This window comes from Burkholderia sp. SIMBA_062 (assembly GCF_046534765.1).
Classification (GTDB): domain Bacteria; phylum Pseudomonadota; class Gammaproteobacteria; order Burkholderiales; family Burkholderiaceae; genus Burkholderia; species Burkholderia ambifaria.
Window position 1 is genome coordinate 25,647 of the sequence record NZ_JAWRYD010000052.1, and the last position, 14,139, is coordinate 39,785.

Below are 14,139 nucleotides of genomic sequence, written 5' to 3' on the forward strand. Positions count from 1 at the left end.
TCGTTCCGGTACCGCGGATGTGCGTCGGCCCGTCGCGCATTGCTGCGAGACGGGCCGACGGGGCCGAGGGGCCGACGAGTCATCGGGGCCGCGCGCTGCTGAAACGGGCCGGCTGCCCGCTCCACGCGCGCGGCCGCACTCAGGCTTTCAGTGCGCCGAAGATTTCAGTGAGCATCGACTTCGCATCCCCGAACAACATGCGGTTGTTGTCCTTGTAGAACAGCGGATTGTCGACGCCCGCATAGCCGGACGCCATGCTGCGCTTCATCACGATCGACGTCTTGGCCTTCCACACTTCCAGCACCGGCATGCCGGCGATCGGGCTCGACGGGTCGTCCTGCGCGGCCGGGTTCACGATGTCGTTCGCGCCGATCACCATCGACACATCGGCCTCGGGGAAGTCGCCGTTGATCTCGTCCATTTCGAGCACGATGTCGTACGGCACCTTCGCTTCGGCCAGCAGCACGTTCATGTGGCCCGGCATGCGGCCCGCGACCGGGTGAATCGCGAAACGCACGTCCACACCCTTTTCGCGCAGCAGCTTCGTCAGTTCGAACACCGTGTGCTGGGCTTGCGCCACAGCCATCCCGTAGCCCGGCACGATGATCACGCGCTTCGCTTCGCGCAGCAGCTCGGCCGTCTCCATCGCGCTCACCGCGACCGCCTCGCCGGCCGGCTGCGCCGCGCCGCCGGCTGCCGCCGGTGCGCCCGCGCCGCTGCCGAAGCCGCCCGCGATCACGCTGATGAAGTTGCGGTTCATCGCACGGCACATGATGTACGACAGGATCGCACCGGACGAGCCCACCAACGCGCCGATCACGATCAGCAGGTCGTTGCCGAGCATGAAGCCGGTGGCCGCCGCCGCCCAGCCCGAGTAGCTGTTGAGCATCGACACCACGACCGGCATGTCCGCGCCGCCGATCGCCATCACCATGTGCACGCCGAACAGCAGCGAGAACACCGTCATCACGACGAGCGGCAGCATGCCGTCCTGGATGGTTTCCGCATGCAGGAATGCGCGGCCGTAGTAGATCACGATCAGCAGCGCGGCCAGGTTCAGCCAGTGCCGTGCCGGCAGCAGCAGCGGCTTGCCGCCGATCTTGCCGGAGAGCTTGCCGAACGCGATGACCGAGCCCGCGAAGGTGACTGCGCCGATCAGGATGCCGACGTAGATCTCCACTTCATGGATCGCCTTCTCGGCGCCGGTGAGCTGCAGCGACGTATCGATATAGCTCGCGAAACCCACTAGGCATGCCGCGAGACCGACCAGGCTGTGCATCAGCGCGACCAGTTCCGGCATCTGCGTCATCTGCACTTTCTTCGCGGCATACAGGCCGACCGCACCGCCGACGACCAGCGCGGCGATCACATATGGAATGCCCGCGGCCGACACGCGCGGGCCGGCCACGGTGGCCAGCACGGCGATCAGCATGCCGATCATGCCGAGCAGGTTGCCGCGGCGCGCGGTCTCGGGATTGGCCAGCCCGCCGAGGCTGAGGATGAACAGGATCGCGGCGCCGATATAGGAGACGGTAGTCAGGTTGGAAGTCATTGTTGTCGTCTCCTTATTTGCGGAACATCGCCAGCATGCGACGCGTCACCGCGAAGCCGCCGAACATGTTGACGGCCGTGAGCGTCAGCGCACCCACCGCGAGACCGAGGATCAGCCCGGACGGACGATCGCCGGCGTTGGCCAGCTCGCCAAGCGGCGGCGCGACCTGCACGAGCGCGCCGATCGCGATGATCGACGAGATCGCGTTGGTCACGCTCATCAGCGGCGTGTGCAGCGACGGCGTGACGTTCCAGATCACCATGTAGCCGACGAAGCACGCGAGCACGAACACCGTGAAGTGCGACAGGAAGCTGGCCGGCGCGAACTGGCCGACCAGCAGGAACGCCAGTGCGCCGAGCGCGAACACGATCGCGAGCGCCTTGGCCGACATCGGCTCGCCGCTGTGACCGTGGCCCTTGGACTTCGCCGGCGCGGCTGCCGCGGGTGCCGCCGCCGCCGGCTTGGGCGCGACGACCGCCTGCTTGATCGGCGGCGGCGGCCACGTGATGTTGCCTTCCTTGATGACCGTGAGGCCGCGGATCGCGTCGTCGTCGAAGTCGACGTTGATCGTGCCGTCCTTGGCCTTGCACAGCTCCTCGACCACGCGCAACAGGTTGGTGCCGTACAGCGTGGACGACTGCCGCGACAGGCGAGATGCGAGATCCGTATAGCCGACGATGGTCACGCCGTGGCGCACGACCGCCTCGCCGGGCACCGTGAGTTCGCAGTTGCCGCCCTGTTCGGCGGCCATGTCGACGATCACGCTGCCGGGCTTCATCGACTGCACCATCTCGGCGGTGATCAGCTTCGGCGCCGGCTTGCCGGGGATCAGCGCGGTCGTGATGATGATGTCGGCGTCCTTGGCCTGCTGCGCATACATCGCGCGCTGCGCCTGCTGGAAGCCTTCGCTCATCACCTTCGCGTAACCGCCGCCGCCCGAGCCTTCCTCTTCGTAGTCGACCTTGACGAACTCGCCGCCCAGCGACTTGACCTGATCGGCCACCTCGGCGCGCGTGTCGTTCGCGCGCACGATCGCGCCGAGGCTCGCGGCCGTGCCGATCGCGGCAAGGCCCGCGACGCCGGCGCCGGCGATGAAGACCTTCGCCGGCGGGACCTTGCCGGCCGCCGTGACCTGGCCGTTCAGGAAGCGGCCGAACGCATGCGCGGCCTCGATCACCGCGCGGTAGCCGCTGATGCCGGCCATCGACGTGAGCGCGTCCATCTTCTGCGCGCGCGACAGCGTGCGTGGCAGCGAATCGATCGCCAGCACCGTTGCGTGTTTCGCGGCCAATTGCTGCATCAGTTCGGGGTTCTGCGCGGGCCACACGAAGCCGATCAGCGTGCCGCCTTCGCGCATCAGCGCGACTTCGTCGGCACTCGGCGGGCGCACCTTGAACACGATGTCGCTGCCGGACCAGAGCTCGGCCGCCGAGGCGGCGATGCTCGCGCCGGCCGCGCGGTACGCATCGTCGTCAAAATTCGCGCCGGCGCCGGCGCCGCTTTGCACGGCCACCGAAAACCCCAGCTTGATCAGTTTCTCGACCACTTCGGGTACGGTCGCAACGCGCCGTTCGCCGGTGGCTGTCTCCAGAGGAATCCCAATCTGTAGTGTCATAGTGTGAAAGATGGGTGATGGCCATTGCATTGCGCGCGGGCCGGTGCGTCAAGGTAACAGAATCACGTGCTTGTTTAGTGGCGCGCGCGACGGCTGGCCTTTAAAAAAGAACGATCGTTCGGCGAGCGCGAATAGAGTATGCCTCATAACGACGGCGCTATCGAGGAGCAGCGCATCGAGCGCGTGTTCCGCTCTACTGTTGCGTTTTATCCACGCGCGCGCAATATCGCGTCGGCCGAACGGATGTTGACGACGCGGGCTCGCTGCCGCTTTCGCGGTGCGGCGTTGTTGCTCGCGCCGGGCTGCGCGCGATGGCACTCGACGGGTTTTCCCATAACCGGGTTCCTTTGCGGGTTCCCATGGCCGGCTCCCGTCGGAGGCTGCCTTCGCGTGAAATCGTTCACATGTTCGCCGGGCGCGATCGGGCTGGCCCCGAAACGCAGATTCGCGTTTCGAGAGCGGCCTGAAGCGATCCCGGCCGGTCGGTAGGCCAATGAGTGGCCGCTGACGGCAGGCGGCGCCATCGGCGCATCGCGTCGCTTGCCGGATCAATTCAGCAGGCACCAGATCGCAAGGAACGGCGCGTCGCCGGAGCGCATCGCATGCAGCGCTCCCGGCGGGTTGTGGATGCCGCCGCCGATCCCGGGATCGAACCACGCGCCGTTTTGCTGCCGGAATTCGCCTGCGGTCATCAGCACGTACGCTTCCTCCGGCGCGTGACCATGATTCGGATATCTGACGCCGGGCATCATCAACGAGAAGCCGAGCTGGATGTCGTCGCGGCTCTCCGCGCCGCCGGGTCCGCAGATCATTCCGTTCACGTGGCCGTCGATATAGTTCGGACTACCGTCCTTTCCCGATGTGCGACGCGACCATCCGATCTCGGGCTCGAGCGACTTGATCAACTGCGCGACGGTGGCGAACGTCGGGCTGACGCGCGCGACCGACTCGAGCGCCGGGTCGAGCCATTCGCATGCGGGGTATCGCACCGCGAGCCGTTTGCCATCATCCGACGGATTCTGCAGCCGTGCGAATACCTGCGGCGCGAACGCGCGCGCGGCCGGCGGAAGCTTGTCCGACCGAAACAGATCGCCGGCTATCCGGACGAAATCCGCGATGGGCTTCGGGCGTTCATTCATCTTCGTCGCTGCTTCCGGTCACGTGGCCTGATCAGATGAAAGTCTACGCAGAAACGCGTGGGCCCGGGCAGCGAAAAAGGGCGACCGATTTGGCGCGGACCGCCACGCAGTCGGTTCTTCGCGGATTTCCGTGGAGGTCGCTTGCCAACCCCGCTTGGCAACCCCGCTTGGCAACCCGATTCGGCAGGCGAACCATGTTGATGCCAATGGCCGCATTCCGCATTCAAGCGGCCCACTGCTCCGACCGCAATCATCGTGTGACCCCGCCTCTGTTCCTGAAACACGCGTCGAGATGCGACCACGGGAACCTGCGACGAATGGCAGCGTGGTTGATGCCGGTGTGCAGGGCAGTAGAAGCTGCCGCAACGCGACGGATTCGGCCGGTGCTCACGTCACGGTTCGAACAGCGTCGCCGGGCAAACCCGTCAGCGATCGCCCGTCACGCTGACCTTGGCCTTTCCACCCTTTGGGACGGGATGACGATTGCCAAGGAGTTCGATCAGCCGTGTCTCGCATTCGGAAAACGAGTACCCGCGCCGCTGCGAGATCATGAACGTGAGGGCGCGCATGTGCCACGCGCGCCGTTGGAGTTCGACAAGCAAGCCCTTCGCGAGGTCTTCCTCGACCAGGTGGCGCGGCATGTGCCCCCAGCACAAGCTTCCCCTGAGCAGATCGTGCTTCGCGCCGAGATCATTCACCCACCACTGGCGTTCACCGGCGACCCCCTGTTGGGTCTTTTCCGCATCGGGCTGATTGTCCGTCACGACGAGCTGGATGTGCCGGCCGAATTCCTCCCGCGGAATCGGTCCCGCGAGTGCGGCCAGCGGATGCGATGGCGCGCAGACGGTCACCATTTGCGCGTCACATAAATGATGCCGCTCGATGGAGGCTTGGCTCAGTTCGGGCACATCCGTGATCGTCACCGCCAATGCGCACGTGCCGTCGAGAACCAGGCGCTCGCCGCCCTGCATGGTCGTCATGCGCAGATTGATCGCGACCGTAGGGAAGTCCGCCTGCATGGTGCCCAGGCATTCAATCAGGTGCGCACGCGGAAAATAGGTATCGACGGCGATCGAGACCTGCGGGACACCGGCTTCAGCGATCGCAACCGCGCGCATCTTCATTTCCTCGGTGCGCGCAATCACCCCGCGCGCATCAGGCAGCAGGCTGCGGCCTGCAGCCGTGAGCGTCGCTTTGCGCGTGTTTCGCTCGAACAGCACCACGTCAAAGGCATTCTCGAGCGCACTGATCGCGTGACTGATCGCCGACTGCGCACGCCGCAGTTCCCTTGCCGCGCCGGAAAAGCTGCCCTGGTCGCACACGGCGACGAACGCCCGAAGTTGATTGATGGTGACGTTGTCCAGCATAGGTATCTAGAAAGTAGATGGTACTTATAGATATTCAGTCAATTGGCTTCATGAATCAAGAGCCCCAGAATCGGGTTTGTCGCTTTCGTTTCGAAGGATGCATGACATGAACAGACTGAATGGAAAGACCGCCGTGATCACCGGCGGCGCAACCGGCATCGGCCGCGCCGCGGCAAGACGCTTCATTGAAGAGGGCGCCTTCGTGTTCATCTTCGGCCGCCGGCAGGAAGCGCTCGACGCCGCTGTGGCCGACCTTGGGCCGAAAGCCCGCGCGGTGAGGGGCTCGGTCTGCGATCTGACCGACCTCGACCGGCTCTACGCGGCGGTCAAGGCGGAGCGCGGAACCCTCGACATCGTCTTCGCCAACGCCGGGGCGGGAAGCCCGCTGCGTCTGGGCGAGATCACCGCCGAGCACATCGACGACACCTTCGACACCAATGTGAAGGGGACGATCTTTACGGTCCAGAAGGCGCTGCCGCTGATGGGCGCGGGCGGTTCGATCATCCTGACCGGATCGAGCGCCGGCACCACGGGAGCCGCGGGGTTCACGGCCTACAGCGCGAGCAAGGCAGCGGTACGCAACCTCGCGCGGACTTGGGCAGAGGACCTGAAGGGCACCGGCATCCGGATAAACGTGCTATCGCCCGGGGCGACCGCGACCGAACTCGCCAAGGACGCGCTGGGCGAAGAGGGGCAGAAGGCCTACGGGGCGATGACGCCGCTCCAGCGTATGGCCGATCCGGCCGAGATCGGCGCGGCGGCTGCCTTTCTTGCGTCGTCGGACAGCAGTTTCATGACCGCCAGCGAGGTCGCCGTTGACGGTGGCTTGGCACAACTCTGAGGAGAAAAATCGAATGACACAATCCCTGAAGGGCAAAACCGCTCTCGTGACCGGGGCATCGCGGGGCATCGGCCGCGCCATTGCCGAACGTCTTGCAAAGGACGGTGCGACAGTCGCACTCACCTACAACGCCAGCAAAGCCGGCGCGGACGACGCGATCGCAGCCATCGAGAAAGCGGGAGGCACCGCGTTCGCGATCCATGCGGATCTGGTCGATCCGGCGACCGTCCCGGCTTTGTTCGAGAGGCTCGACGACGAGTTCACCCAGCGGAACGGAAGCCGAGCCCTCGACATTCTGGTCAACAACGCCGGCAATTCCGGCTGGCTGGGCTTCAAGGATGCCACACCGGAAAGCTGGGACACCCTGATGGCGGTCTACGCCCGCGCGCCCTTTTTCATCATTCAGGCCGCTCTGGATCGTCTCGCCGATGGTGCAAGCATCATCAACATTTCTTCCGCCGCCGCCACGAAGCCCGTGACGGCAGCGCCCGTCTATTCAATGGCGAAAGCCGCCATCAATACGCTGGCCCATACGCTCGCCATCGAGCTGGGGCCGCGTGGCATCACCGCGAACGCCGTCGCGCCGGGCTTCACGCGAACGGATGCGAACGCCGCCTTTCGGGAGAATCCCGAACTCGTCAAGGCGGCCGAGGCCCAAATCGCGTTGGGCCGCTTTGGCGAGCCTTCGGAAATCGCCGCCGTCGTGGCGTTCCTGGCCTCCGATGACGGCCATTGGGTGACCGGCCAAACGATTGAAGCGAGCGGCGGTTACAAGCTCTGACCCCGCCGGAAACGAAGGAGAAACATATGAGTTACGCAATCGTTGGCTTCGGCAAGATCGGCCACGCACTTGCCAAGGCGTTCGCCCGCAACGGCATCGAAGTGGCCGTTGCAACCACGCGCGACCCGGAAAGCTTTGCGGCCGATGCGGCCGCGATCGGCCCCACGATCATTCCCAAAACCCTGGCGGAAGCCGTCAAGGCGGACATCATCTTTTTAGCTGTCCGTTTCGAGTCGCACCCGGAGGTCGCAAAAGCGCTGCCCGACTGGAAGGGGAAGACTGTCATTGACGCGATGAACACGCAGGCTCCGCTCGAGGAACTGGGCGGTCTTCCGTCCTCTGCTTTCGTCGCGAAGGCGTTCAGCGGCGCCAGGCTGGTGAAAGGCTTCAATCATCTGGTTGCCGCCGTCCTCGGTCAGGACCCGGCCATACAGGGTGGCAGGAGAGTCGTGTTCCTGGCGAGCGACGATGACGGCGCCGCAGCGGAGATTGGCGCGCTTGCTGAAAAACTCGGTTTCGCGCCAATCAAACTGGGTGGGCTTTCGGATGGCGGGCTGCTGGTGCACGCGCGCGGCAATAAGTGGGGACAACTGATCTTCAAGGACTTGATCACGTTCGATTGATGACCCACGGTTTCCGGATATTTCCGCCGGAAGTGACAATGAACGCTGGCGCGGCGCGCTCCAATGAAGCACCTGTCCTAGCGCAAGAGTTCGACAATCACGACATCCGTGTCGTCTTTCGCTCTCAACGTAACGCACGCTTCATCGCGAATGGTGATGCCGTCGCGTCGCGCCAGCGTGATGTGCCCGACGTCCACTCGCCCCTGTTCCACAACCAGATAAGCAGAACCGGACAGCGGCAAAGCGAGCTGCATCGCCGTGCCTTCGCGCAGTGTTGCGATACGCATCCGTGCGTCGGCGTGAATGGGCAATGCGCCGGCGCGGACATCCTCCGGATCGCCACTCGCCAGCGTAACGAATCGGCTCTCGCGACATCCGAGCGAACAGACGCGCGTCGCGCAGCGCGACGTACTGGCCGGTGTGCGCGGACGTAGCCGTATCTGGAATTGCCGCGCGGGTACATTTTCGTCGTTGCGCTCCGCGCAATGGAGCGCCGTGCCGGCACTCATCACATGGACGGAATTGGCGACCAGGCGCGCGCGATTGCCCACGTCGTCTTCGTGCGTGATTGCGCCCGAACGTACCCACGTGACGATCTCGACGTCGCGGTGAGCACGCAGGCCGAAGCCCGAGTGCGGCGCGAACTCGACGTCGTTCCACACGAGGAGCGGACCGAGCGGCGCTTCTCCGGCGCGCCCGGATTCGCTCACGCGGAAATGCTGACGGACGTCGACACCGCCGCGCCGGATCGCGGCAAGCGCCAGAAAAGCGCGTCGTTCAATCATGACGGGACTCGGTACGCGTATGCCGGGCGCGGCGTGCGATCGTCGAAGACGCGTCCATCGCACCCGGGCCACGCTCAGATCTGTTGCTGGCCGCCATCGACAAACAATTCGATGCCGTTCACGAAGCTCGCGTCGTCCGAGGCCAGGAACAGCGCCGCGCTCGCGATCTCGCCCGGCTCGCCAAGGCGCCCCATCGGGATCTGGGCAGCCAGGTAATCGGCAAGACCCTGGCGCTGAGTCGCATCGTCACCGGCGAGATCGAGCAGGCCGGGCGTGCGAGTCGCGCCCGGGCTGACCGTGTTCACGCGGATATGGCGCTCCTTGAGGTCGAGAATCCAGCTGCGTGCAAAGGCACGCACTGCCGCCTTCGAAGCCGAATACACGCTGAACGCAGCGGTACCCGCGCTGCCCGCGGTCGAGCCAGTCAAAATCACCGACGCGCCATCGGCGAGCAGCGGCAGTGCCTTCTGCACCGTGAACAGTACGGCCTTCACGTTGCGGTCGAAGGTTTCGTCGTAGTGTGCCTCGGTAATGCTGCCAAGCGGCAGCATCGAACCGCCGCCGGCGTTCACGAACAGCACGTCCAGACGCCCGTGCTCCTTCTTGATTTGCTCATACAGCGCGTCGAGCTCGTCGAGCCTGGTGGAATCCGACCGTACGCCGGTCGCCTTTCCGCCGGCTTCGAGAATGCCAGTCACGGCGGCATCGAGTTCGACCTGGCGCCGGCCCGTGAGATAAACGTGCGCACCTTCGGCCGCGAAACGTTGGGCGGTGGCAAGACCGATGCCGCTGGTTGCGCCGGTGACGAGTGCGATCTTGTTGTCGAGTTTGCGTGCCATGGTATTGCTCCTTTAGTCAGGTCAGGGGTATTCGCGACGCTGTTGCGTGCTGCGATGTGAGGAGAATATCGACGGCTCCATCATTTCGAAATAGAATTAATCGCAATCAAACGTTGCAGATATGCAAAGATGAGGACAAATGGCGCAACTGCCTGATTTCGAGGGGCTCGCGATGTTCGCGAAGGTGGCCGAGCACGGGTCGTTTGCGGCTGCCGCGCGCGCGACCGGGGTGTCCGTCGCCACCGTTTCGCGCGGTGTGGCCCGTCTGGAGAACCGGCTGGGCGCGCGACTTTTCAATCGCACGTCGCGCCAGCTCTCTCTCACCGAGTTCGGTCGGACGATCAGCGAGCAAGCCGGCGAGATCTATCGCCAGGCCGAGGAGGCGGAAAGCTCGGCGCGCGAGATGTCGGTGCAGCCGCGCGGGCTGGTGCGTCTCGCTGTGCCGATGTCGTTCGGGCTGCGCTGGGTCGCGCCGTTGCTGCCGGGCTTCTTTCGCGCCTATCCGGAGGTGTCGATCGACCTGCATTTATCGGATGCGTCCGTCGATCTGATCGCCGAGGGATTCGACGCCGCGTTGCGTATCGCCGCGCTGCCGGATTCGTCTCTGGTCGCGCGGCGGCTGTGCGCCGTCACGCAATTCGTGGTGGCGTCGCCGGACTATTTGCGGCGCGAAGGGCGACCCACGCATCCGCGCGAGCTGGCGGATCGTCCTTGCCTGTCGTATGCGTATCGCGCGCGCAGCGCCGTATGGCGCTTCACGAACGACGTGGGCGACGAGGAGCCGGTCATGCCGACGGGCCCGCTGCGGGTAACGAACGCCGATGCGCTGTTGTCCACGCTGCTCGATGGCCTGGCGATCGCCGAACTGCCCGAGTTCATCGCGGGCGAATATCTGGCCGACGGCCGTCTCGAAGCGATCCTCACCGACTGGTCGCTGACGAAGGGCGGTCTTTATTTCGTTACGCCGTCGGCGCGGGCGCGGCCCGCGAAGGTGACGGCGCTGTCCGACTACTTCGCCGAGCATCTGAGCGATCCAGTCTGGCGATGGCCGAAGTGATGTTGCGGCAGGCGGTCGAGTCAGACGCTTCATTGCGTTCATGCAACGATAACGAAGCCGGGCAATCGATCGCGTAGCCGACGGTCGACAGCCGGCAGCCGGCTTCCGGTTCGCCGATCAGCTCGACCAGGAAGGTGGCTGTCCATCCGCGCGAGTTCAGTATTTCTCCGGACGGTCGGCACTGAACGGAGCCGGAATCGACCGGTTCGACCACTCCGGCCCCACCAGCGCGAGCCACGGCGGCACGCCAATTGCACGCCCTTTCTCCGAAACCCGCCATCCACCATGCCGCCCCGGGCCGGCCGCCTCCGGCATCGCCCCGCGATCCCGTGGCCGATTTTGTCACCATGTGGGCCGGATATGACAATGGGAAACGACCGCCGCGGCAGTACGATGGGTCAACGACGTCGCCTGACGCTGGCCGGTCTTGCCGCAGCCGCCCGGGCCGCGCGCCTCATTCAACGCCTGATTGGAACATCGACCATGAGCTATAACGCCCCTGTCAAGGACATGCTGTTCGTGCTGAAGGAACTCGCGGGCATCGACACCGTTGCGCAGTTGCCGGGCTTCGAGGAAGCCGGCTACGACACGGCGCAGGCCGTGCTCGAAGAATCCGCGAAATTCTGCGGCGAGGTGCTGGCGCCGCTGAACGTCGAAGGCGACCGCAACCCGAGCAGCTGGAAGGACGGCGTCGTGACGGCGACGCCCGGCTTCGGTGCGGCGTTCCGCCAGTTCGTCGAAGGCGGCTGGCAGGGCCTGCAGCATCCGACCGAATACGACGGCCAGGGGCTGCCGAAGCTGATCGCGACGCCGTGCATCGAGATGCTGAACGCGTCGAACCTGTCGTTCGCGCTGTGTCCGCTGCTCACCGACGGCGCGATCGAGGCGCTGCTGACGGCCGGCACCGACGAACAGAAGCAGCGCTACGTGCCGAAACTGATCTCGGGCGAATGGACGGGCACGATGAACCTGACCGAACCGCAGGCCGGTTCGGACCTGGCGCTGGTGCGCTCGCGCGCGGAGCCGCAGGGCGACGGCACGTACAAGGTATTCGGCACCAAGATCTTCATCACGTGGGGCGAGCACGACATGGCGGACAACATCGTCCACCTGGTGCTCGCGCGCACGCCGAACGCGCCGGAAGGCGTGAAGGGCATCTCGCTGTTCATCGTGCCGAAGTTCATGGTCAACGACGACGGTTCGCTGGGCGCACGCAACGACGTGCACTGCGTGTCGATCGAGCACAAGCTCGGGATCAAGGCGAGCCCGACGGCGGTGCTGCAATATGGCGACCACGGCGGCGCGGTCGGCTATCTGGTCGGCGAGGAGAACCGCGGCCTCGAATACATGTTCATCATGATGAACGCCGCGCGCTTCGGCGTCGGGATGCAGGGGATCGGCGTGGCCGACCGCGCATACCAGAAGGCTGCGGAATTCGCGAAGGAGCGCATTCAGAGCCGCCCCGTCGACGGCTCGGCGAAGCAGTCGGTGACGATCATCCATCACCCCGACGTGCGCCGGATGCTCGGCACGATGCGCGCGCTGACCGAAGGCGCTCGCGCGCTCGCGTATGTGGCTGCCGCGCACAGCGACGTTGCCCACGGCCATTCGGACGAGGCGACACGGGCGCGGCATCAGGCAATCTACGAATATCTGGTGCCGGTCGTGAAGGGCTGGAGCACCGAGATGGTGAACGACGTGGCGAGCCTGGGCGTGCAGGTGCACGGCGGGATGGGCTTCATCGAGGAAACGGGCGCGGCGCAGTACTACCGCGATGCGCGGATCCTGGCGATCTACGAAGGCACGACCGCGATCCAGGCGAACGACCTCGTCGGCCGCAAGACGATGCGCGACGGCGGCGCGGTCGCGAAGGCGCTGATCGCGGAGATCGGCGACACCGTCGCGGCGCTCGGCAAGCTCGACGGCGCGGCGGCCGCGTCGATGAAGGCGCAGCTGGAGCAGGGCGCGCGTGCGCTGTCGTCGGTGGTGGACTACGTGCTCGCGAACGCGAAGCAGGATCCGAACGCGGTGTTCGCCGGCAGCGTGCCGTACCTGAAGCTGGCGGGCGTGGTGCTGTGCGGATGGCAGATGGCCCGCGCGCTGCTGGCGGCGCACGCGAACCGCGCGCACGACACATCGTTTTACGATGCGAAGATCGCGATCGCACAATGCTATGCGGAACACGTCCTCGTGCAGGCCGGCGCGCTCGAAGCGTCGATCGTCGGCGCGAAGGGCAACGAGAGCGTGCTCGCGTTGACGGAAGACCAGTTCTGACCGTAACGGTCGGGGCGCAGGAGGAGACAGGATTTTGACCACACAGGACTTGCTCGCGCAATACGGCCCGCGCGAATCGATGGAATACGACGTCGTGATCGTCGGCGGCGGCCCCGCCGGGCTGTCGGCGGCGATCCGGCTCAAGCAGCTGGCCGCCGAGAAAGGCGCCGAGATCGGCGTGTGCGTGCTCGAGAAGGGTTCCGAGATCGGCGCGCACATCCTGTCGGGCGCGGTGATGGACCCGCGCGCGATCACCGAACTGTTCCCCGACTGGAAGGAACGCGGCGCGCCGCTCGATGTCGAGGTGACGGAGGACCGCTTCCTGTTCCTGTCCGAGCAGAGCGCGGTCACGACGCCCAACTGGGCGCTGCCCGCCAACTTCCAGAACCACGGCAACTACGTGATCTCGCTGGGCAACGTCACGCGCTGGCTTGGGGCACAGGCCGAAGCGCTGGGCGTCGAGATCTTCCCGGGCTTCCCGGCCGCCGAGATCCTGTACAACGACGACGGCTCGGTGAAGGGCGTCGCCACCGGCAACATGGGCGTGGGCAAGGACGGCGAGCCGACCGAGAACTTCCAGCTCGGCATGGAGCTGCACGCGAAGTACACGCTGTTCGCCGAAGGCTGCCGCGGCCACCTCGGCCGCCAGTTGATCTCGAAGTTCAAGCTCGACGCGAACGCGGATCCGCAGGCGTACGGGATCGGCATCAAGGAGCTGTGGGAAATCGATCCGGCGAAGCACAAGCCGGGCCTCGTGATCCACACGGCCGGCTGGCCGCTGAAGTCGGACACCTACGGCGGCTCGTTCCTGTATCACATGGACAACAACCAGGTGGTGGTCGGCTTCGTGGTGGGCCTGGGCTACACGAACCCGTACCTGTCGCCGTTCGAGGAATTCCAGCGCTACAAGACGCACCCGTCGATCCGCGCGTTCCTCGAAGGCGGCAAGCGCGTGTCGTACGGCGCGCGCGCGATTACGGCGGGCGGCCTGCTGTCGTTGCCGAAGACGGTATTCCCGGGCGGCGCGCTGATCGGCGACGACGCGGGCTTCCTGAACGCATCGCGGATCAAGGGCAGCCACGCGGCGATCAAGACCGGCATGCTGGCGGCGGACGCCGCGTTCGACGCGGTGCAGGCCGGCCGCCAGAGCGACGAGCTCAACGCGTATCCGGATGCGTTCAAGCAATCATGGCTGTACACGGAGCTGTACCGCGCGCGCAACTTCAAGCAGTGGATGGCCAAGGGGCTGTACCTCGGCACGCTGAT

12 protein-coding genes are annotated in these 14,139 nt (G+C 65.5%); 6 read left to right on the forward strand and 6 right to left on the reverse strand.

Annotated features, from left to right (window positions below; translation table 11 throughout):
• Positions 1–139: 139 nt before the first annotated feature.
• The 4 genes from pntB to SB786_RS33725 all read right to left on the reverse strand — a co-directional run bounded on the left by pntB (position 140) and on the right by SB786_RS33725 (position 5,673).
• Positions 140–1,552, reverse strand: a complete 1,413-nt coding sequence (gene pntB, locus SB786_RS33710; RefSeq protein WP_410731219.1) for a Re/Si-specific NAD(P)(+) transhydrogenase subunit beta — start codon at positions 1,550–1,552, stop codon at positions 140–142.
• Between the two features lie 13 nt (positions 1,553–1,565).
• Entirely contained in the window at positions 1,566–3,167 is a 1,602-nt protein-coding gene (locus SB786_RS33715) for a Re/Si-specific NAD(P)(+) transhydrogenase subunit alpha (protein WP_410731220.1), read from the reverse strand.
• Positions 3,168–3,715: 548 nt separating this feature from the next.
• The gene (locus SB786_RS33720; protein WP_410731221.1) at positions 3,716–4,306 is read right to left on the reverse strand and encodes a dimethylsulfonioproprionate lyase family protein; all 591 of its coding nucleotides are present in this window, start codon (positions 4,304–4,306) and stop codon (positions 3,716–3,718) included.
• Between the two features lie 425 nt (positions 4,307–4,731).
• Positions 4,732–5,673, reverse strand: a complete 942-nt coding sequence (locus tag SB786_RS33725) for a LysR family transcriptional regulator (RefSeq protein WP_410731222.1) — start codon at positions 5,671–5,673, stop codon at positions 4,732–4,734.
• A 106-nt stretch (positions 5,674–5,779) separates the two neighbouring features.
• Here SB786_RS33725 and SB786_RS33730 point away from each other — a divergent pair, with 106 nt between their 5' ends.
• Genes SB786_RS33730 through SB786_RS33740 form a run of 3 tightly spaced genes read left to right on the forward strand, consistent with a single transcriptional unit; the run spans position 5,780 to position 7,918 of the window.
• On the forward strand, positions 5,780–6,514 hold the full coding sequence (locus tag SB786_RS33730; RefSeq protein ID WP_410731223.1) for an SDR family NAD(P)-dependent oxidoreductase: 735 nt from the start codon (positions 5,780–5,782) through the stop codon (positions 6,512–6,514).
• Positions 6,515–6,527: 13 nt separating this feature from the next.
• On the forward strand, positions 6,528–7,295 hold the full coding sequence (locus SB786_RS33735) for an SDR family NAD(P)-dependent oxidoreductase (protein ID WP_410731225.1): 768 nt from the start codon (positions 6,528–6,530) through the stop codon (positions 7,293–7,295).
• 26 nt (positions 7,296–7,321) lie between these two features.
• A complete protein-coding gene (locus tag SB786_RS33740) occupies positions 7,322–7,918 on the forward strand; it encodes an NADPH-dependent F420 reductase (RefSeq protein ID WP_410731228.1) in 597 nt (198 codons plus the stop codon).
• Between the two features lie 77 nt (positions 7,919–7,995).
• On the opposite strand, the gene SB786_RS33745 is transcribed toward SB786_RS33740, so the two are convergent.
• Together SB786_RS33745 and SB786_RS33750 are read right to left on the reverse strand one after the other, a co-directional pair.
• On the reverse strand, positions 7,996–8,703 hold the full coding sequence (locus SB786_RS33745) for a pirin family protein (protein ID WP_410731229.1): 708 nt from the start codon (positions 8,701–8,703) through the stop codon (positions 7,996–7,998).
• A 74-nt stretch (positions 8,704–8,777) separates the two neighbouring features.
• The gene (locus SB786_RS33750) at positions 8,778–9,542 is read right to left on the reverse strand and encodes an SDR family NAD(P)-dependent oxidoreductase (RefSeq protein WP_410731231.1); all 765 of its coding nucleotides are present in this window, start codon (positions 9,540–9,542) and stop codon (positions 8,778–8,780) included.
• A 139-nt stretch (positions 9,543–9,681) separates the two neighbouring features.
• On the opposite strand from SB786_RS33750, the gene SB786_RS33755 reads away from it, so the two are divergent.
• The 3 genes from SB786_RS33755 to SB786_RS33765 form a co-directional block, all read left to right on the forward strand.
• On the forward strand, positions 9,682–10,599 hold the full coding sequence (locus SB786_RS33755; RefSeq protein ID WP_410731232.1) for a LysR family transcriptional regulator: 918 nt from the start codon (positions 9,682–9,684) through the stop codon (positions 10,597–10,599).
• A 483-nt stretch (positions 10,600–11,082) separates the two neighbouring features.
• Positions 11,083–12,873, forward strand: a complete 1,791-nt coding sequence (locus SB786_RS33760) for an acyl-CoA dehydrogenase (RefSeq protein WP_410731233.1) — start codon at positions 11,083–11,085, stop codon at positions 12,871–12,873.
• 79 nt (positions 12,874–12,952) lie between these two features.
• Positions 12,953–14,139, forward strand: a 1,187-nt coding sequence (locus tag SB786_RS33765; protein WP_410731235.1) for an NAD(P)/FAD-dependent oxidoreductase, incomplete at its 3' end; no start/stop codon positions are given.

What these genes read in the sequence shown, in the direction of transcription:
- pntB (WP_410731219.1), bottom strand. Translation starts at nt 1,552, where the DNA reads ATGACTTCCAACCTGACTACCGTCTCCTATATCGGCGCCGCGATCCTG.
- SB786_RS33715 (WP_410731220.1), bottom strand. Translation starts at nt 3,167, where the DNA reads ATGACACTACAGATTGGGATTCCTCTGGAGACAGCCACCGGCGAACGG.
- SB786_RS33720 (WP_410731221.1), bottom strand. Translation starts at nt 4,306, where the DNA reads ATGAATGAACGCCCGAAGCCCATCGCGGATTTCGTCCGGATAGCCGGC.
- SB786_RS33725 (WP_410731222.1), bottom strand. Translation starts at nt 5,673, where the DNA reads ATGCTGGACAACGTCACCATCAATCAACTTCGGGCGTTCGTCGCCGTG.
- SB786_RS33730 (WP_410731223.1), top strand. Translation starts at nt 5,780, where the DNA reads ATGAACAGACTGAATGGAAAGACCGCCGTGATCACCGGCGGCGCAACC.
- SB786_RS33735 (WP_410731225.1), top strand. Translation starts at nt 6,528, where the DNA reads ATGACACAATCCCTGAAGGGCAAAACCGCTCTCGTGACCGGGGCATCG.
- SB786_RS33740 (WP_410731228.1), top strand. Translation starts at nt 7,322, where the DNA reads ATGAGTTACGCAATCGTTGGCTTCGGCAAGATCGGCCACGCACTTGCC.
- SB786_RS33745 (WP_410731229.1), bottom strand. Translation starts at nt 8,703, where the DNA reads ATGATTGAACGACGCGCTTTTCTGGCGCTTGCCGCGATCCGGCGCGGC.
- SB786_RS33750 (WP_410731231.1), bottom strand. Translation starts at nt 9,542, where the DNA reads ATGGCACGCAAACTCGACAACAAGATCGCACTCGTCACCGGCGCAACC.
- SB786_RS33755 (WP_410731232.1), top strand. Translation starts at nt 9,682, where the DNA reads ATGGCGCAACTGCCTGATTTCGAGGGGCTCGCGATGTTCGCGAAGGTG.
- SB786_RS33760 (WP_410731233.1), top strand. Translation starts at nt 11,083, where the DNA reads ATGAGCTATAACGCCCCTGTCAAGGACATGCTGTTCGTGCTGAAGGAA.